17 protein-coding genes are annotated in these 20499 nt (G+C 39.8%); 2 read left to right on the top strand and 15 right to left on the bottom strand.

The genetic code is table 11. The features are described from left to right. Nucleotides 1-10: 10 nt before the first annotated feature. Both rlmF and ESZ26_RS03880 read left to right on the top strand, forming a co-directional pair. Nucleotides 11-976 (top strand): 23S rRNA (adenine(1618)-N(6))-methyltransferase RlmF, encoded by a 966-nt coding sequence (gene rlmF, locus ESZ26_RS03875; RefSeq protein WP_146798210.1) that lies wholly within the window; start codon nt 11-13, stop codon nt 974-976. Between the two features lie 8 nt (nt 977-984). Further along, nucleotides 985-1716 carry a tRNA (adenine(22)-N(1))-methyltransferase gene (locus tag ESZ26_RS03880; protein ID WP_146798212.1) on the top strand — a complete coding sequence of 244 codons (732 nt, stop codon included), beginning with the start codon at nt 985-987 and terminating at the stop codon, nt 1714-1716. 148 nt (nt 1717-1864) lie between these two features. Here the strand turns inward: ESZ26_RS03880 and hppD are convergent, their stop codons facing one another. The 15 genes from hppD to ESZ26_RS03955 all read right to left on the bottom strand — a co-directional run bounded on the left by hppD (nt 1865) and on the right by ESZ26_RS03955 (nt 20476). Continuing rightward, nucleotides 1865-2920, bottom strand: a complete 1056-nt coding sequence (gene hppD, locus ESZ26_RS03885) for a 4-hydroxyphenylpyruvate dioxygenase (protein ID WP_146798214.1) — start codon at nt 2918-2920, stop codon at nt 1865-1867. A gap of 279 nt (nt 2921-3199) precedes the next feature. Further along, a complete protein-coding gene (locus ESZ26_RS03890) occupies nt 3200-5002 on the bottom strand; it encodes a DEAD/DEAH box helicase (protein WP_146798216.1) in 1803 nt (600 codons plus the stop codon). A gap of 429 nt (nt 5003-5431) precedes the next feature. Next, nucleotides 5432-6931 carry an NADH-quinone oxidoreductase subunit N gene (locus tag ESZ26_RS03895; RefSeq protein WP_146798218.1) on the bottom strand — a complete coding sequence of 500 codons (1500 nt, stop codon included), beginning with the start codon at nt 6929-6931 and terminating at the stop codon, nt 5432-5434. Further along, a complete protein-coding gene (locus tag ESZ26_RS03900) occupies nt 6928-8376 on the bottom strand; it encodes a complex I subunit 4 family protein (protein WP_223271564.1) in 1449 nt (482 codons plus the stop codon). Before ESZ26_RS03900 ends, ESZ26_RS03895 begins: the two co-directional genes overlap by 4 nt. After that, nucleotides 8373-10253: an NADH-quinone oxidoreductase subunit L gene (gene nuoL / locus ESZ26_RS03905; RefSeq protein ID WP_146798220.1), complete on the bottom strand. Its 1881-nt coding sequence runs from the start codon at nt 10251-10253 to the stop codon at nt 8373-8375. The genes ESZ26_RS03900 and nuoL overlap by 4 nt, the downstream gene beginning before the upstream one ends. Nucleotides 10254-10260: 7 nt before the next feature. Then, the gene (gene nuoK, locus ESZ26_RS03910) at nt 10261-10569 is read right to left on the bottom strand and encodes an NADH-quinone oxidoreductase subunit NuoK (RefSeq protein ID WP_146798222.1); all 309 of its coding nucleotides are present in this window, start codon (nt 10567-10569) and stop codon (nt 10261-10263) included. Then, on the bottom strand, nt 10566-11093 hold the full coding sequence (nuoJ, locus tag ESZ26_RS03915) for an NADH-quinone oxidoreductase subunit J (protein WP_223271565.1): 528 nt from the start codon (nt 11091-11093) through the stop codon (nt 10566-10568). The genes nuoK and nuoJ overlap by 4 nt, the downstream gene beginning before the upstream one ends. Further along, nucleotides 11090-11605: an NADH-quinone oxidoreductase subunit NuoI gene (nuoI, locus tag ESZ26_RS03920; RefSeq protein WP_146798224.1), complete on the bottom strand. Its 516-nt coding sequence runs from the start codon at nt 11603-11605 to the stop codon at nt 11090-11092. The genes nuoJ and nuoI overlap by 4 nt, the downstream gene beginning before the upstream one ends. A gap of 46 nt (nt 11606-11651) precedes the next feature. Next, nucleotides 11652-12626 carry an NADH-quinone oxidoreductase subunit NuoH gene (nuoH, locus tag ESZ26_RS03925; RefSeq protein WP_146798225.1) on the bottom strand — a complete coding sequence of 325 codons (975 nt, stop codon included), beginning with the start codon at nt 12624-12626 and terminating at the stop codon, nt 11652-11654. Continuing rightward, nucleotides 12616-15570 carry an NADH-quinone oxidoreductase subunit NuoG gene (nuoG, locus tag ESZ26_RS03930; protein WP_146798227.1) on the bottom strand — a complete coding sequence of 985 codons (2955 nt, stop codon included), beginning with the start codon at nt 15568-15570 and terminating at the stop codon, nt 12616-12618. The genes nuoH and nuoG overlap by 11 nt, the downstream gene beginning before the upstream one ends. Then, nucleotides 15563-16918 (bottom strand): NADH-quinone oxidoreductase subunit NuoF, encoded by a 1356-nt coding sequence (gene nuoF / locus ESZ26_RS03935; RefSeq protein WP_190278380.1) that lies wholly within the window; start codon nt 16916-16918, stop codon nt 15563-15565. The genes nuoG and nuoF overlap by 8 nt, the downstream gene beginning before the upstream one ends. Then, on the bottom strand, nt 16911-17456 hold the full coding sequence (gene nuoE, locus ESZ26_RS03940) for an NADH-quinone oxidoreductase subunit NuoE (protein WP_342353827.1): 546 nt from the start codon (nt 17454-17456) through the stop codon (nt 16911-16913). The genes nuoF and nuoE overlap by 8 nt, the downstream gene beginning before the upstream one ends. 40 nt (nt 17457-17496) lie before the next feature. Further along, nucleotides 17497-19335 carry an NADH-quinone oxidoreductase subunit C/D gene (gene nuoC, locus ESZ26_RS03945; RefSeq protein WP_146798229.1) on the bottom strand — a complete coding sequence of 613 codons (1839 nt, stop codon included), beginning with the start codon at nt 19333-19335 and terminating at the stop codon, nt 17497-17499. Nucleotides 19336-19385: 50 nt separating this feature from the next. Further along, nucleotides 19386-20024, bottom strand: coding sequence for a NuoB/complex I 20 kDa subunit family protein (locus ESZ26_RS03950; protein ID WP_146798231.1), 639 nt, complete (start codon nt 20022-20024; stop codon nt 19386-19388). A gap of 2 nt (nt 20025-20026) precedes the next feature. Then, nucleotides 20027-20476 (bottom strand): NADH-quinone oxidoreductase subunit A, encoded by a 450-nt coding sequence (locus ESZ26_RS03955; RefSeq protein ID WP_146798233.1) that lies wholly within the window; start codon nt 20474-20476, stop codon nt 20027-20029. Nucleotides 20477-20499: the final 23 nt, after the last annotated feature.

Raw genomic sequence — 20499 nt, forward strand, 5'->3', positions numbered from 1 at the left:
GAGAAAAACCGTGCCACTAAAACAAAACCTCCATCCAAAAAACCGCCATAATAATGGTTATGATTTTTTAGCACTGTGCCAAGCATTGCCGGCATTAAAACCTTTTGTTCATACCAATAAATATCAGAATTTGTCTATAGATTTTGCTGATGCTAACGCCGTAAAAGCACTTAATCAGGCATTGTTAAAGTTGCACTATCAGGTAGGTCAATGGGATATTCCAGCGGGATATTTGTGCCCGCCTATTCCTGGTAGAGTCGATTATATTCATTATCTTGCTGATTTATTAGCAGCAACACTACCGGTAGCCTTGACGGTAAATAAAAACAAAGTCTCAGTGCTTGATATCGGTACCGGAGCAAGTTGCATTTATGCTCTTTTAGGGCAGCGTGAATATCAATGGCAGTTTACTTGTAGCGATATAGACCCGACTTCAATTAAAGTTGCCGAGCAAATAATCTCTGCTGATAAGTCGTTTAAAAAATCCATTACTTGTCGATTACAGCCAAATTCATCACAAATATTTACGGGCATCATTGAAAAAGATGATCGCTTTGAATTAACCCTGTGTAATCCGCCCTTTCATCGTTCACTGGCTGAGGCAACAAAAGGCTCGACTCGAAAAGTCAAAAATTTAGCGGCAAATAAAAAATCGTTAAAATCGCCCTTAACAACGGGCAACCCAGTACCATTAAATTTTGGTGGTCAAAAAGCTGAATTATGGTGCCAAGGTGGCGAGCTAGCCTTTATTAATCAGATGATAAAAGAGAGTAAAACCATCCAAAAGCAAGTGCTATGGTTTAGCTGTTTAGTGTCAAAAAAAGACCATATTAGCCAACTAAAACAAACCCTTAATAAGTATAAAGCCAAACAAGTAAAAGTCGTGGATATGGCGCAAGGACAAAAAATCAGCCGTTTTATTGCTTGGAGTTTTCTCGATGAAACTCAACAAAGAAATTGGTATGATTTGGTGTAAACCAACGTATGAAAAAAATAAGTCAGCGGTTGCAAAAAATTGACAGTATGGTCAATATTCACTATCAAAATATTTGGGATTGCTGCTGTGATCACGGTTTGTTGGGGCTAACGTTGTTAAAACGCCAAGCGGCAGACACGATACATTTTGTCGATATTGTTCCCTCATTAACCACACACCTTGAGTCATTATTACAAAAGCACTTCAGTGCAGACGACTACATTCAAGCCTGGCAGGTGCATTGTATTGATGTAGCAAAGCTACCGTTAACAAGACAAAATAAGCAATTAGTCATTATCGCCGGTGTTGGTGGTGAGCTACTCATTAGCTTTATTGAAAGTATCATCACTAATTTTAAGCAAAACACACTGATCAACCCAACCAGCGAAATAGAGTTTATTGTTTGCCCTGTGCATTACAATTACTCAGTAAGACAAACCCTAATTGCTCATCACTGTACCTTACTGGATGAATGTATAGTCACTGAAAACAAGCGTTGCTATGAAGTTATCCATGTAAAAAAACATTTTGGCGTATCTGCCGATATTGATAACCCCTTGAAAAAAATATCGCCTACCGGTGATGTGATGTGGGATTTATCGATTAAGTCACATCAACAATATTTAGCGACAACCATCAAGCATTATCAACGCATGTTACAGTCGACAAACGATAGCGATAAAAAATCGATTAACAATATTATTGAACAATACTCAGCCCTTATTACTTCACTAAAATAATTTTAAAATCAATCGTTAACCTATTACATTATATCAACATTAATGTCATGTAATTCAAGTAACTATAACACTTCAATAGGCCGAATATAACAATCAAAAAAGGCCTGCATAAGCAGGCCTTTGATAAGAGCACTATTAGTGTAGAAAACTAAACGGTGCCTTTTTCCATTTGATTAAGCTCAATAGATTTAAACAAGGCGGTGAAGTTACCTTCACCAAAACCTTGGTCGTCAACACGTTGGATCATCTCGATAAAGATTGGGCCGAAAATATTTTTAGTGAAAATTTGCAATAAGTACGAATTTTCTTTTTGGCTATCAACAAGAATTTGATGATCTTGAATACGTTTATGATCTTCTTTAACCCAAGGGATGCGTTTAAATACGTCGTCATAATATTCAGGGACGATATCAAGCGTATCAATAATGTTTTTATCTAACTTGTCTAAAGAGCCGACTAAGTCATCACTGATAAAGGCTAAATGTTGCACGCCTGGGCCATTGTACTCATCTAAGTACTCATCGATTTGGTTGTTTTTCTTACCCTTACCTTCATTAATTGGTAAGCAGAAAGTGCCACATGGCGATGCTAACGCGTAAGAAATCAGTGCCGTTTTTTCACCTTTAATATCGAAATAACGCACATCGGTAAAGCCAAAAATATCTTTATAGAAATTAGCCCAATGTTCCATAGTACCTTGATGAACATTGTTCGTTAAGTGATCAACACGTAAGAAGCCTTTATCTTCGTTAATAACAGGAGCGTCAATCGCTTCAAAGTCATCTTCATAGATAGAGCCAGGGTTGGTTGTTGATGCAGCAAATTTTTCAATAAAATAAATTAAACTGTCACCAATACCAAAAATAGCGGGGTATGGTAATTTGTTATCTTCATTGGCCGCAGATTTAGCGCCGCGCTTAATCGCTTCTTCAAAAGCAAAATCAGCATTATCAACACGCCAGCCCATAGAACAAATAGCAGGACCATGATTTTTAGCAAATTCTTTTGAAAAACCCGCTTTTTCATTATTTAATAAAAAATGAATATCATTTTGATTAAAGTAATCGATATCACGACCTTTAAACTTTTTCGTTTTTGAAAAACCAAAACCATAAAAGGCGTTTTCCATAAAATCTGAATCGGGTGTGGCATATTCAGTGAATTCGATACCACGAAGGTTAAGTGGGTTTTTTATATCAGTCATGTTTATCTCTCTTAAAGAATCAATGACTACATTATTACTAGGTTTGAGATGAAGAGATAGCGCAAAGCAAATCTAATAAAGTATCGCAGCGTAACAGAAAATGTACGTGCTATCTGTGTGGAATTTATTCGACGTCAAGACAAGCCATATAGTACTTACAGAACAGCTGTACGCTTAGGTTTACACCACCACTTAACGGTAAAGTATTCATGCTAGTTAATAAATTACAGGCATAAAAAAAGGTACGATATACGTACCTTTTTATGATTAAGTTATCGACTAGCTAGGACGATTAGAACGCTCTTGACGCTTGCGAGGACGATCAGTTGTTGGTGTTGACTCAACCGTCTTAACATCTGAAACGGTAATTTCTAATGATTGACGACGAATTTTAACACGCTTTAATTGCTCAAATGATTTCTCTGGCATACCTTTTGGTAACTGAACATAAGTATGTTTATCATGTAAGTTAATAGCACCAATGTAGCTACTGTCTAATGATATTTCATTAGCGATTGCGCCAACGATATCACCAGGGCGTGCACCATGCTCTTTACCGACTTCTAAACGGTACGTCTGCCAATCTACATCAGTACGGTTAACTTTTACTTTACGAGGAGCACGTTCACCACCACGCTCTGCGCCACGTTCACCGCCACGTTCATTTCTGCCGCCACGACTTTCGTTACGACCGCCACGCTCGCTTCTCGTATCACGGTCACTACGTTCACGTGTTTCACGACGAGGTTTAGGGTCTTCTTTTGGTTGTAATGGCTGATTTAATTGCTTGTTGAACAATAAAGCGGCGGCTAAATCAGTAATTGAAAGCTCTGATTCATTGGCCATAGCTTCAACGATTTCACGCATGTTAGCTAAATCTTTATCAGCAATAATTTGTGCCATTTCAACACGAGTACGTTCAATACGTTTCTTACCAATTTCTTCAATGTTTGGTAATTCATAGGTGTTAATAACACCTGAAGTTAAACGTTCGTAATGACGTAACGAGTGCATTTCACGAGGACGTACAAATGCAATTGACATACCTTCACGACCTGCACGACCGGTACGACCGATACGGTGAACATAAGCTTCGTTGTCACCTGGTAAATCATAGTTAACCACTAAAGAAATACGTGGAATATCTAAACCACGAGCAACAACATCAGTTGCCACTAATATAGATGACTTACCTGATTTCATTTGTTCAATACAACGTTCACGTTGTGCTTGGTTCATGTCGCCGTTTAAAGCTAATGCAGGGTAACCAGCACGCTCTAATTGCTCTGCAACTTCAACCGTGTCGCTACGAGTACGTACGAAAACTATCATCGCATCGTAATCAACGATTTCAGCGATACGTTCTAATGCAGTAATTTTACGAATGCCGCTCACTTTCCAAGCAAATTGAGAAATATTTGCTTTTGATTGTTTAACTGCAGCAATTTTAATATGTTCTGGATCTTTTAAGAAACGGTTAGCTATTTTACGAATAGCCGGTGGCATAGTTGCAGAGAACAAAGCCATTTGAGTCGTTTCTGGTAAGTGATCAAGTATCCATTGGATATCTTCTAAGAAACCCATGTTAAGCATTTCATCAGCTTCATCAAGAACACAAAAAGATAAGTTACCTAGTTTTAGACTCTTACGACGTAAGTGATCCATTAAACGACCAGGTGTACCAACAACAACTTGAGCGCCACGCTCTAATTGTTGAAATTGTGGTTGGTATGATTGACCACCGTATAAAGTAGCAACCAATAAACCTTTCATGTTTTTACCGAAGCTTTCAATTGCTTCAGCAACTTGCATGGCTAATTCACGTGTTGGCGCTAACACCATTAACTGTGGCTTTTTCAATGAAACATCAATTTTAGCCAGTGCAGGTAAACCGAAGGCTGCAGTTTTACCTGTACCAGTTTGTGCTTCACCTAAAACATCTTTGCCGGCTAATAATGGCGGAATAGTTTTTGCTTGAATATCAGTTGAGTTTTCGAAACCGATAGATTTTACAGCAGATAATAAAGTTTCAGGCAAGCCTAAAGAGTCAAAGCTCACAGGAGCATCGTTAGAAGTAGTCATAAATTTTGTCTTCTCTTGTGGCGGAATAGGTTAAAAGTAACCAAAACATTCCGCGTTATATACGAGGAAACCACCAGGAAGACTTAAGGCACGTTCACTAAAGAACATAGGGCTAATAAAGAATATTAGCTAAGAAGTCTATTGGGCGGAAAACCCCACTCATTTCGTATAACCAGTGTGAAAGAAAATATTCAAGTCAGAATCACTGTTATCGAGGCGCGCATTATACCGATATTTATTCATTGTTCAAGTAATATAAGTAACATTGTTCGAAATATAGCCAATTTAGTGTAAATAAAATTGGCTAACCGCCTTATCGCTGATTTATTTCGAAAACAATCTTGATGTTGGCGTTTATTGTAACCTTATCTTTAATAAAACCGATATTGCCGCTTGCTCAGCTAACATATATACCAGGTTTAACGCTTATTACAGTAAGTACTGGCTTAAAGAGTCAGGAAAAACACCAAAATAAAAACTAATAATAATTAAAAATATTATAAATATCTTAGGCGCCTTTATAGCGTTATCTTTTGTAATATGCGTTGCAGCGCTGCTATTTACTTTAAAAACCGTAAAAATAATCGGTAGATAATAAGCTAAGCCAATACCACTCCCTATCACTAACCCCGTAATAAGCCACCAACTTTGCGAAATAACGGCCTGATTAAATAGATAAAATTTACCGACAAACCCCATAGTTAAGGGGATACCGGCTAAGCTTAATATCGAAAACACCAATAAAACAGCTTGAGCTCTGTGCTGCCAGAACATTGCTTGCCAATCATTTAGGCACACCTCTCTCTCTGTAGAGTTTTGCGAAAAGTACTGTTCATACGTTATCACTATGCTAAAGATAGCGACATTAGCGAGTAGGTAAGCCGTTAAATAGAATAAGGCGCTTCGCCATGCAAAACCGATACTTTGTTCAGCACTTATAACCAGTACTATCAGTAGGTAACCGAAATGAGCAATTGAAGAATATGCCATTAAGCGTTTAATATTTTGTTGTTTTAGCGCTAAAGTATTACCAATAAACATCGATAAAAGCGCGACAGCAATGATGACATCGATAAAATGATCATTTTGATAATAACCTTGGGCAAAGCAGCACTTCATTAAGACAGTAAACATAGCGATCTTAGATACCGTTGCCATTAATAGGGTGATCGGCGTTGGTGCGCCTTGATAAACATCGGGTGCCCAAAAGTGAAAAGGCGCTAAGGATAATTTAAACGCAATGCCTGAAAAGAGTAATAACACACCAATACTATTAAATAACTGTAATGGCGCAGAATGCCATGGCGCGGTAGCTGAATTAATAGCAAAACTTAAATTCCCCGTTTGACTGTATATAAAAGCGATACCCAGCAACATAAAACTTGAAGCACAAGCACTTAAAATTAAGTATTTAAAGCCCGTTTCAACGGCGTATTTTTGTTCACGAAAATAACCAACGAGCCCAACTAAGCTTATAGAAAGCAACTCGAAACCTAAAAACATACTGGCAAAGTGGTCACTAGCCACTAGGATTGCCGCCCCTAAAATCACCAGTAAAATAAGCAAGTAATATTCATCATGCACTTCTACTTGTGATTTCAAAACTTGTTTGCTTAAGCTGATAACGGCTAAAGCTGATAAACAAATCAATGACAAGCTTAAATAACTAAATTGATCAACTTTTAATAATGGTGTTATTTGCACGCCGGCGCCACTCAATATCCCACTGCTCAATAAATGCATAGAAAGTAGTAAGGTAAAAACTAAAATCAGTTGACTAAAGAGCGCAATAATTTTTTGTGAACGTTGCCACGCGATCAGTAATAACGATAAAACGATACCAAATGACAGTAATAAAATAGGTGACAGCACAATAAACATTTCAGTGTTCATTAGGGTTATTTCAGACACTTTGTCGACAGGGTTCATAACAAAGCTCCAAATGAATAGCGTAATAGTATATTGGGGTATAAACCTAAAATGATCAGTGATACCAATAAGCTGCTGCAGATACAAATTTCACGTAGTGATAAGTCTTCTACCAGTTTGCTGGGCACCCCTTGAAAAGTATTCTGAAAGAGCACCATGGCGTATATCGCCGAGCCAATTAAGCCCAATGCGGCGAAAATCACCATAATAGGAAATACTTGAAAAGCGCCGACCAAGCTTAAAAACTCACCAACAAAGTTAGCTAAGCCAGGTAAACCAAAAGCCGCCGCCGCAAAAGCCAAGCCAAAGCCTCCCATACGAGGTGCGCTTTGCCAGAAACCGCCCATATCCGTTAAATTTCTCGAATGCACGCGTTGATAGATGATACCGGCTAAAGCAAACAACGCTGCACTGCTTAGCCCATGTGCCACCATAGTCACTATAGCGCCTTGATAAGCGATTTCATTAAAACTAAAAATAGCCAACATCACAAAGCCCATATGACTGATGCTGCTGTAAGCAACTAAACGCTTAAAGTCGTTTTGCGCAAACGCCATTTTTGCACCATATATAATACTAATAACGGCTAGAGTTACCGCTATTGGTGCAAAGTTTTCACTCGCTTGAGGAAAAAGAAAAATAACAAAACGGATTAATCCGTAAGCGCCCGTTTTAAGTAAAACACCGGCAAGCAATACACTGCCGGCTGTTGGCGCTTGAGTATGGGCATCAGGCAACCAGCTATGTACAGGCACCGAAGGTAACTTAACCGCAAAGGCAATAAAGAAACCTAACATTAAATATTGTGCAACATCGAGCTTAATATCGAGCATTAGCCAATCTTGATAATAAAAACTTAAATCCCCTGTTTGTTGCTGATGGATATAGGCCATCGCTATAATAGCGACCAGCATTAATAGACTACTGACCTGAGTAAAAATAAAAAACTTTACTGCAGCAAAATAACGTTTCTCATGGCCCCACACGGCTATAATTGCCGTCATAGGTAGGAGCATCACCTCCCAAAAGAAGAAGAACAAAAACATATCAACCGCACAAAAAACACCCAGAATACCAGCAAAAGTTGCTAATAAATTAAAATAGTAAAAACCTGTTTTTTTTTGTATTTCCTGCCACGAAACCAAAATACAAATGACAGCAAGAAAAAAGGTAAGGATAATTAAGGTGATGCTGAGTTGATCGAGCGCTAGCGCATAATCAATATTAAATGAGCGGATCCAAGGCACTCTTGCAAATAACTGTAATTGTTGAAAATTCTTCTCTGAACAATACACCAACAACAAAAAACAACAGCTAAGTACTAACACGGCCAATAAAGAAAGCCACTTTGCTTGTAATTTTATACCCAGCAAGACTTTGTTGTCAGCAAACCACGCCAAGCATCCACTGAGCAGTAGACCAAAAACAATCAAAGTGAGCATCATAATATCACCATAAAAATCAAGCCAACCATAGATAAACCAAAAGCTGCAGCAAACCAGCGTAAATGACCATTTTGACTAGCCGATAATATATCTCGCCAAATGCCGATATACCAAGCCAATAACATTAGTGTTTGATCAAATAAATCTTTGCGGTTTAACTTGGCAATAAAGCAATAAGGTTTTATCAAAAACGTCGCATACAAGGTATCAAAGCCTAAACCATGACGGCAAAAAACAACCCAAGGGTTTTGACTGGCTCTTAACGGTTTGTAACCAAGGATGCGGTAACGTTTATAATAAAACCATGAGAATAAAATGCCAGCAAAAGGAGTCACTATAGCAACAAGATGTAACCAAGAAGGGTTATTAGAACGATTAATAATGCCTGGTTGATACGTTAAAAATAGACTCGATAAATCGATAGTCACTAAGCCGCCAAATATCGACAATAAAGCTAAAACAAATAAAGCGCCGCGCAACAGTTTACTGGTTTCAAGGTGTTCGCTAATAACCCGTGTTTTAGGAAAACGTTGTTTGCCTAAAAAGGCAAGAAAGAATAGCCGGCAACTATAGATACTGGTCAGCAATGCCCCTAAAATTGCGCACCACCATAAACTAGGACCTGCTGTAGGTGAAGACCATAAACTTGCAATGATCGCTTCTTTAGAAAAGAATCCTGAAGTGCCGGGCAAAGCAATTAAACACGCTAAGCCAATCAAAAAAAGCGTTGCTTCAACGGGAAGTTTCTTTAAAAGCCCGCCCATTTTATATAAATCTTGCTGGTGGTGTAGCGCAAGAATAACTGTACCAGCTGTCAAAAAAAGTAACGCTTTAAAAAAGGCATGAGTCATTAAATGAAAAACCCCCGCAGACCATGCCCCAGCGCCTAAGGCTAGCATCATATAGCCAATTTGGCTCATGGTTGAATATGCCAAGACACGCTTAATATCATTTTGTGCTAAGGCAGCAAGGCCAGCAGTTAATAAGGTAATGCCACCGAGCCAGGCAACGTAATTCATCACCTCTGGTGTCATTAGAAACACACCATTCATCCGGGCGATTAAGTAGACCCCAGCCGTAACCATAGTAGCGGCATGAATAAGTGCACTGACCGGTGTCGGCCCTGCCATAGCATCGGGTAACCAGGTTTGTAATGGTAGCTGTGCTGATTTACCGACAGCGCCGCCCAACAATAACAAAGCAGCCCAGTATGCTTCGCTATTTTTAGCGTTTATTGAGCTTGCAGTAAAACTTGCTGTGGTTTGCGCTAGTTGGTTAATTTCAGCAATATTTAAGCTTGCCAGTGACTTAAACAATAAGAACAAACCAACCGCCATCGCCGTGTCACCAATGCGAGTGACAATAAAGGCTTTACGAGCAGCCAAAACATTATTTCTTTCCTGATACCAAAAGCCAATCAGTAAAAAACTACATAAGCCAACGCCTTCCCAGCCTAAGTATAATAGGACTAAATTGTCCGCTAAAACCAACACTAACATCGCGACAATAAACAAATTCATATAGGCCATAAAACGGCTAAAATTCTCATCATCCTTCATATAAATAGCAGCAAATAAATGAATTAAAAAGCCAACACCGGTAACCACTAAAATCATTACTGCAGAAAGTGCATCAAGGTAAAAACTAATGTTGACCTCTGCACTGCCAATAGAGAACCATTGCCAGAGGTGCGCAGTGATCACACTCGATTCATGCAACGATAATTGATTAGCCAAAAATAGACTGCAAAGTGCAGCAGCAGCCATAGAGCCAACACTTAGCCATGAGGCGATAGCCCAATTAAGGCGTTTACCAAAAGTAATCAGTACCAAAAAACTTATCAGTGGATATAAAGGTAAGCTTGCTAATAAGCTCATATTTCACCTATCCCTTCATCTGGTTGAGGACATCAATATCTAAGGTGCGATAGCGCCTTTGCATGCGAATTAATAACGCTAAACCCACAGCAACTTCCGCCGCCGCTAGGGTCAAAATAAGCATAAACATTATTTGCCCATCGGCCTCTTGCCAAACACTACCCGCACCAATAAAAGCGATGCCAACAGCATTTAACATCACCTCTAAACTCATCAGCATAAACAAAGTATTTCTTCGAACGACCACGCCAACAAAACCAATAATGAAGAGCAGGCTAGATAAAATTAATATATGAGTTAAGGGAATTACAGTCATAGCCGTCCCCCTCGATGTTCGGGTTTTGCATAATGGTAACCAGCAACAAGCCCAGCCAGTAATAAAAATGAGGAAATCTCGACTGCCAGTAAATAAGGTCCATAAAGCAGTATCCCCACTTGTTTAGCATCAACCACTTGGTTATTAAGTTGTAATGCCAATTCACTATTATCAATGACAAAAATTAATTCAACTAAAAGTAAGGATCCAAGAAAGGCGGGACCTGCCCATAAAGATAAGCCTTTTGACTGCGGCGCGTTGTGCATTTCATCTATGCCTAAACCAAACATCATCACTGCAAAAACGAATAACACTAAAATAGCGCCGGCATAAACAATAACCTCTAACCCCGCGGCAAATGGCGCCCCCATTAAATAAAAACACACGGCAACAGCAAGTAATGAAATAACCAAGTAGAGTAAGGCATGCACAGTGTTTTTTCCAGTCACCACCTTTAAACTAGCTACGATGGCAATAATCGCCGCTAAATAAAATAATCCTTCAATTGAAGCAAATCTACTCATGGCATTAATCCTTTAATATCAATAGGAGGACGTTCCTGCTCAGCCTGCCCTTTACCTTTATCACCAACCTTAATACCACTGTGATGATAAAAATTATAATCATGATATTTCCCAACACCATTGATTAATAAATGCTCTTTTTCATAGACCAGGTTTTGTCGGTCATATTCAGCTAATTCGACGTCAGGCGTTAATTGAATGGCATAAGTTGGACAAGCTTCTTCACAAAAACCGCATAAAATACAACGCGAAAAGTTAATACGAAAAAATTCTGCGCGTTTACGTCCGTTATCATCTATGGTTTGCTGTAAAGAAATACAATCAACCGGGCAAGCCACCGCGCATAAATTACAAGCCACGCAGCGTTCCTCTCCATCAGGATCGCGAGTGAGTACAATGCGGCCACGATAACGCGGGGCTAAATAAGGTTTTTGCTCAGGATATAGCACCGTATCCGCTTTGGTGAAGGTATGCTTAAGCACTAACCACATAGTGCGTAACTGACTTAACATATCAGTCTCCTTAAATGCTTCTTATTTGAAGTTATTAAACGAATATTCAAAGCACACCTCCTAAGCGTAACGCTGCAGTAACTAATAAATTCAACAAAGCAATCGGTAGCATAACTTGCCAGCCAAAAGCTAAAAGTTGATCAAAACGAGGACGGGGTAGCGAAGTTCTTAATAAAATAAAAAAAAAGACAAAAAATAACACTTTTAAAATAAACCACACCAGCGGTGGTAACCAAGTATCAAGCGGCGCAGGCATCAACCAACCACCAAAAAACAACACCACAGACATTGCTGAGATAAGGGTGACACTGAGATATTCACCTAAAAAAAACAGCGCGAACTTTAAGCCTGAATACTCAGTATGAAATCCGCCAGTGAGCTCAGTTTCAGCCTCAGGTAAATCAAAGGGTAAACGATGGCTTTCAGCAATACCGGCAATAAGAAACACCGAAAAACCAACAAACTGACTCTGTATTAACCACCCATCGGTTTGCGCCAAAACAATATCCCGTAAGTTAAACGTGCCCGTTAAAAGCACAACACCCATAACTGACAAGCCCATAAAGACTTCATAGCTAACAGTTTGCGCCGCCGCTCTCATTCCACCTAACAAGGCATATTTTGAATTTGACGCCCAACCAGCTAAAACAACGCTATAAACAGCCAGTGACGCCATAGCAAGGAAAAACAACAAACCGATATTCAAATCTGAAACACCAATATCTGCGGTGAAAGGAATTACAGCAAAACTCATCAACACGCATACGGCGCCAATAACAGGGGCAAGTACAAAAACCAAACGATCACTAAAGGGCGGTATCCAGTCTTCTTTACCCAAAATTTTCAATAAATCAGCTAACGATTGTAAAATGCCAAAGGGACCAACACGGTTTGGCCCATGGCGGTCTTGCCAAATACCAATCATCCGACGTTCAACCCAGACTAATGTGGCGGCGATAGGAATAAGCAGTGAAATAATCAGAATTATTTCGAGCAGCTTCCACATGATTTCAGGCGTCATCTAAGCCTCCCGCCACAAAACGAATAGGTATATGTTGATCTGAAATTTTGAGTTGTTTAAGGGTGTTTTGTTGAATAACTTTTAAGTGCTGGTAATGAGTTTGGCGATTTTTTTGATATTGAATAACGTCAGCTTCACTAACCTCAGTGAGTTTAATACTTAAACCAGATTTATGATCAACAAAATCATTAATATTTCCATAAACGAGATACTGAGGAAGCTCGTTATTGCACTTTAGTTGAGCAAAACAACTTTTATTATCTGCGCTAACATTTAGCCATTGTCCTGGCTCCCAGCCCTGACTCTCAACAAATTCTGTCGACAAATAAAGTGTTGGGTTTTTCTCAAGAGAATGAGCGAGTAGTTGAAACTCCGCCGTCAACGCTGACTGCCACTCGCCCTGAAACAAACAACCTTGAGGAAAATAAGTTAACGTTTTTTTAGCCGTTAAATCTGTGATTACTGCTGCTAACGTATCATCATTGACTGCTACATTTTTATCACTCTCGCGAGTAAAGTTGAAGGATACGTAAACATCATCACTATAATGGGAAAGCTGACCTTGTATCTCTACTTGATGGTGATTGATTGATTGATTTGAATTCCAACCCGGCGCCCAAGTAAATGGCATGTTTTTTACGGCATTAGGCTTATTACCTTCCATAGAAAAACGATAGTGTTGATCTTTATCTTCAACAACTTTAGCTTCGTGCACAGAAAAATTAGCTGATTGTGATGTTCTGCCACTGGCACGCTTGGTCATTCTCGCGACAAACTTTTGCTCTAGTTGTTCATCTTTAAGAGTTGGCCATAAGGTAAAGTTTTCAGAAAAATAATCATGCAACTCAGCAAGATTCTCTTTGGGCTTTGCTTTTTTTCTTTGAAGAGTAGCTTGGTTACTTATTGAAAAATCTAAAGCTTTTTCGATATATGACAACCATTTCCAACTATCTAAAATAGGTAAAGCAGCTGCATGTACTTGACTAAAACGCTGTATTCTTCCTTGATAATTGACAAAGTGGCCATTGCCTTCACTTATTGCCGCCGCTGGCAAAACAATATCGGCAAGTTGACTCACTCGACTTTCACTGTGATCAAGGACAATTATAACTTCAGCATGCTCTCTTAATAAGGTTAATTGCTCATTAGTGTAAACCGTGAGTTCTTGCTCTAAACAAATCAAACCAGCCACTGTTTTAGTACTAACCTTGGCTAAAACTTGCTCAGATGATATTGACTTTTCATCAATTAATGACAATAAACCGATACTATTACTTGCTGAAGGCAGCACCACTAAATTAACCTTCGACGGCGTGGCTTGATTTTTCAAACAAGCCATCAATTTGTTGGTTGCCAATAATATTTTTGCACTCAACAAACTGTCGCCGGTAACAATTAGGGGCTTTTTCGCCGTAGCTAATGCGCTAATAACTTTATTGATAAACGACTGTTGTTCGAAGGTAAAAGCTTGCCATTCCTCCTGATGAAAATAATTGCTTTTTTCATTATCAGTAAGGCACAGAACCGTAGTAAGTGCCAACATCACTTGTTCAATGTCATCGGGTGCTAACAACAAGCATTGCTCGGTAAGTTCGTCTAATTTTGTTGCCATAGGCTGCATAGCAAAAAAAGGTGAGTTGCGTTTACCACTGATCGTGCGCACAGCACTGTCTTGCCAAGAAGCTACGCCCATGCTTGCCGCTTTTTCAATGCCACTGTTTCGACAAGCCTGGCGTAAAGCCAATGCGATTCTCGGAGAGGTTTTAGTTAAATCTTCGCCAACCAGTAAAATAAAATCGCATTGTTCAATTTCACGAAGGCTGAGCATTTTATCATCAATAAAGTTATCACTGAGTAGTTGTTGATACTCTTTGGCTACAGCCATTTGTTGTCTGTTATAACCCGCTGAGAAGTTATCTTCACCAACAATTTGCTTTAAATAAAAGTTAGCTTCTAATGATGCGCGTGCTGAGCCAATACCAATAAAACGCTTATCCCGAAAGTGTGCCAGTGCTCTTGATACATCTAAACGGGTCAATTTTTCGGGTGATGTTTGATTGATGCCCTGCGCTTTTTTAATACGCTGTGCGCTATTCACAAAACCGATACCATAACGGCCGCGATCACATAAGAAATAGCCATTAAGATCATAATTATAACGATTCATTACTCGACGAACTGAACCATATCGTTCACCAATACTGGTATTACAGCCCACCGAACAATGCGCACAAACAGAGGGCGCTGATTGTAAATCCCACTTACGGGTATAATGAGCAGAAAATACTTTATTGGTGAAGACCCCTGTTGGGCAAACCTCGACTAAATTACCACTAAATTCACTTGCTAAAGTGCCGTCTTTTTGCCGACCAAAATAAACTTGGTTTTTAGAACCATAAACACCAAAATCTTTACCACCAGCATAATCATTATAGAAACGGGTACAACGATAGCAGGTAATACAACGGTTCATTTCATGCCCAACTAATTCACCTAGGTATTGGTTATTAAAGGTGCGTTTAGTGCCCTGGTAATCACGTACGCTATGCCCGGTCATTACGGTCATATCTTGTAAATGGCATTCACCACCCTCTGCACAAACAGGACAGTCGTGAGGATGATTAGTCATCATCGCCCCTATAACCTGCTCTCTAAATTTTGCCGAGTCTTTGTCTTGTAAGCTAATACGCATGCCATCACTGACTGACGTCATACATGCCATGACCAGTCGACCACGGGTATCATTTTCATCTTGGTATTGAGTCACTGCACATTGACGGCAAGCCCCAACGGAGCCCATTGACGGATGCCAGCAAAAATAGGGTAAGTTGAGTTTTTGCGATAACACGCCAGCCAGTAAGTTATTTTCTTTACTCACTTGATAGGCAATATTATCGATATAGACAGTAACTTTTTGTGCGGCACTGATATTTTTATCATCCATGAACAGCCCCTCCCTGTGATGATTGCAGAGTAAGGCTTTTATTGACTATATTGTCTTGTTGATAAGAACAACAACCGTTATCTATATGTTGTTCAAATTCATCAGAGAAATAACGTAAAGCACTCTTTAAGGGTTCAACTGCCCCAGGAGCCAATGCACAATGAGTTTTCCCCAGCCACATAAAATCACAAAGATTATATAGCGTATCAAGATCTTCTTTTCTCCCTGTCCCTTGCTCAATACGGGTTAATACTTCTACTGCCCAAGGTGTGCCATCGCGACACGGAGTGCAAAAACCACATGATTCTTGGGCAAAAAATCTCATTAAATTAAGCACCATGGCTACCGGACAATTTTTATCGTCTAAAACAATTAAGCCTCCCGTACCTAAGCGACTGCCAACTTTAGCAATAGAGTCAAAATCCATTGGTGTATCAAGATGCTCTGGCAAAAGAAAATCAGTTGATGCACCACCCGGTAATAGCCCTCGTAATTTAAAACCGCCTGCCATCCCTCCTGCATGTTGATATAAAATTTCTCGTATCGTTGTGCCCATCGGCAATTCCCACAAACCCGGTGATTTTACCCGGCCACAAGCCGCATAAATTTTAGTTCCTGAGTCACTATTAGGCGATAATGCTTTAAACCAGTCGGCACCCTGTTTAACAATATGCGGCAAGTTACATAAGGTTTCGACGTTATTAACTACAGTAGGTTGTCCAAACAAGCCGCTTATTTGAGGAAATGGCGGCTTAGCTCTTGGGTTTGCTCTGCGCCCTTCTAAGGCATTGATCAGCGCCGTTTCTTCGCCGCAAATATAACGGCCAGCACTGGTATGCACATATAAATCAAATGAAAAATTTGTACCCTGAATGTTTTTTCCTAACCAGTTCTGCTGATAAGCTTCATTAATGGCTTGCTGTAGACGTTTTCCAGCCAGATGATATTCACCTCGTAAAAATATATAGCCCCTATTAGCAGCTATGGTGTAAGCAGCAATAATCATCGCTTCAACTAATTGGTGTGGTGCCCCTTCTAATAAATAGCGGTCTTTAAAAGTGCCTGGTTCCATTTCGTCAGCATTGGCAACCAAGTACTTGAATGCTGGCGCGTTATCATCATCTGCTTCGAACATAGGGACACAACTCCACTTCATCCCTGTTGGGAAACCAGCACCGCCGCGTCCTTTTAATCCTGAGTCACCGACTAAATCTAAAACTTGCTTCGGGCTATAATCATGCAGTGCTTTACTTGCCCCTTGATAGCCGCCTTCGCTGATATAATCATTCAGTGACAATGGCGATTGTAGATTCACTAATTGAGTGAGTGGACGAATAATTTCAATCATGTTCACTCTCCTGGCTTGCTAAATCATTTAAAATATCGATAACATTTTCAGGGGTTAACTGTTGATAATGTTGTTTACCTATTATCATGGTTGGCGCTTTATCACAGCCCCCCAAACAAACGTTGCTTAAAAAAGTAAACTTTTTATCACCGGTTGTTTGTCCATAACCTATACCTAGATGTGTGTTAATCGCCTGATATATTTGCTGATATCCCGTTAGGTGACAGGCGATACTGTCACATAAGTGAATAACAAACTGTCCAACTTCTTGGCGGTAAATTAAGTTGTAAAACGTAGCGACACCTTCAAGTTCTGCTTCTGGCATATTTAATAAATCAGCAATGGCATATAAGCTTTCATCGCTGACCCAGCCGCGCTGCTCTTGAACAATTCTTAACGCTTCAATACCTGCAGCTTCGCGTGTTTCCATGATACTGACTTCATGCTCAATCGAAGATATTTCACTCACAGACAGATACTGCTTATAGTCAATAGTGACAATATTTATTGGTGGCATAGTGTTCACGTTATATTCCATCTTCAATTCCTATCTGTCTAAATTTCTACAACTGTGCTGTCTACCTGTCTACATCAGCCATAACATAATCAACGCTACCGAGAGTCGCGATTAAATCGGCGACCATTTGACCTTTACTGATCAACGGCAGCATTTGTAAATGAGCAAAGCTTGGGGTACGAATGCGGGTCCGGTAACTCATGGTGCTGCCATCACTAACCAGGTGATACCCCATGATGCCCTTAGTCGCTTCCACGCACATTGATACTTCACCAGCAGGAATAACGGGGCCCCACGAAACATTAATAAAATGAGGGATCAGACTATCGATATCTCGCATAGTTTTTGACTTATCCGGCGGTGTTGTTTGCGGGTGTTCCGCTTTATAAGGCCCTGCTGGCATATTATTTAAACATTGCTCAATAATACGAATACTTTGACGCATTTCTTCAACTCGTACTCGGCAGCGATCGTAACAATCGCCTTTATTGCCGAGTGGAACCTCAAAATCAAATTGATCATAACCACTGTATGGTCTTTGTTTACGAAGATCCCACGAATAACCCGTTGCACGTAAACCGGGTCCAGTTATCCCCCATTCAATCGCTTCTTGGCTTGAGTAAGCGCCAACATCAATAGTACGATTTTTCAAAATAGAGTTTTGCATCACCATTTTTTCATATTCATCTAAGCGCTTAGGTAAGTAATTAACATAATCGCGAACCAAGACCTCCCAACCTTTTGGTAGGTCTTGAGCAATACCGCCGATACGAAACCAACTAGGATGCATTCTTGCCCCGGTAAATGCTTCAATAATGCCAAACAATTTTTCACGGTCGATAAACATATAAAAAATCGGTGATAACGCGCCAATATCTTGAGCAAAGGTGCCATAAAAAAGTAAATGGCTAAGAATGCGAAACATTTCTGAGGTCATAATACGTATGACTTTCGCTCGGTCAGGCACAGAAATACCGGCAAGCTTTTCTACCGCCATCACATAGGGAAAGTTATTCATCACGCCACCGAGGTAATCAATTCGGTCGGTATAGGGAATATAACTATGCCAAGATTGACGTTCGCCCATTTTTTCAGCACCACGATGGTGGTAGCCAATATCCGGCACACAATCAATTATTTCTTCACCGTCCATTTGTAAAACAATACGAAAAGCACCATGAACACTCGGATGATTGGGACCAAGGTTAAGAAACATAAAATCATTATCTTTATCTTGGCGTTTCATTCCCCAGGCTTGAGGGTCAAATTGCAAGGCTGCTTGTTCTTTATCTTGCTGATCAGGCGGTAGGGTAAAAGGAGCCATTTCTGTGGCGCGCGCCGGATGTGTTTTTAAGAGCGGATGTCCTTGCCAAGTATCAGGCATTAAAATACGTCTTAAGTTTGGATGGCCAATAAAGGTGATACCAAACATGTCCCATATTTCTCGTTCATACCAATTGGCATTTGGCCAAATGTGGCAAACACTCGCTAATGATTTATCACTCGCAGGTAAAGCAACTTTAATACGGATATCTTGATTGCGTTGATAAGAGCGCAGATGATAATTCACCGTAAAATCTTGCAGTTGTCGACCTTTATGCTCTCGGGTGGTTTCATCAATGGCAAAAAGGTCAAAACACATATCAAACGGTTGTACTAATTTATTTTTTAGTACTTTCATCAATTTAATCAACTGTTTTTTATCTAACCAAAAAGTACAAATATCATCAACAATGTTCTCTACCGCGGTGACGGGTTTAAGATCAAGCTCAGGCATAACCGCAAGAATTTCAGCTGTTATCTCTTGTGCTAATTTCCCTTGTAATGATGTTGCATCAGATCCAGCTATTGATAAACCTGCCTGCCAATCTTTACTTGCTTTGATATTAAATTCGGTCATTAAAAAATGTCCTGCATTATTAGTATTGTTATTTTTTATTGGTAGTCTTTTTAACAGTGGTCAGGAGGGTCTAAGGTCGTTACGTCAATCCGTTCTTGTTGCTTAATGTCACGCAATGACGGTTTTGCTGTCTGACTGACATTTTGTTCACCCACGGTCCAACTTAGGGGTCTTGGCTGATGTTCAATACTGTTTTGTAAAAGTAGTAACGCTTCAAGTAAGGCTTCAGGTCTAGGCGGACAGCCTGGTACATAGACATCTACTGATATAAATTTATCGACCCCCTGAACAACACTATAAATATCGTACATACCACCAGAGTTGGCACATGCGCCCATAGAGATAACCCAGCGTGGCTCTAATAACTGTTCATATAGATGTTGAATAACTGGCGCCATTTTTCGAAAGCAGGTACCTGAAATCACCATTAAATCAGCTTGTCGTGGCGTGGCACGAATAACCTCTGCGCCAAAGCGGGCAATGTCATGACGAGAAGTAAAGCTCGTTGCCATTTCTACATAACAACAACTTAAACCAAAATTAAACGGCCATATTGAATTTTTACGCCCCCAATTAACCATGTCATCAAGTTTTGCCATAAACATACTGCGATCTAACTCTTGCTCAGATATTTTCTTCTCTTTGAGCATCGCATCATCAAGTTTAGCTTTAGTGAGTGACCATTCCATGATTAATTCTTCCTCAAATATTCAGCAGTTTGCTGATGACGAAAAGGTAAATGGCGATGTTTTAGCTCTAAAGCACCAATACGAATGATATAAAGCAAAGCCGCTAATAACACGCTGATGAAAATACTTGCTTCAATAAAACCGGCCCAGCCAACTTCATCAAATGCGATCACCCAGGCGAATAAATAAATTGTCTCGAGATCAAAGATCACAAAGAAAACTGCGTATAAAAAGAAATGATTGGTAAAACGAGTGTGGTTGTTAGTTGTTGACGAACTTTTAGAGGTAACTGCAGCAATAATGCCAGATTCGTAAGGGGTGTTTTTTGCCCGACTAGCCGTTTTGGGGCCAAGGACATGAGATAGCAGCAACATGGCAATAAGCATGATCACAAGAATAATAAAATAAGCGGCTATCGGCCAAATTTCAGCGAACTGTTCAGATGAATACATGCGCTCTCCCAATAAGCTATCCT

The sequence above is a fragment of the Colwellia hornerae genome (assembly GCF_007954355.1).
Classification (GTDB): domain Bacteria; phylum Pseudomonadota; class Gammaproteobacteria; order Enterobacterales; family Alteromonadaceae; genus Colwellia_A; species Colwellia_A hornerae.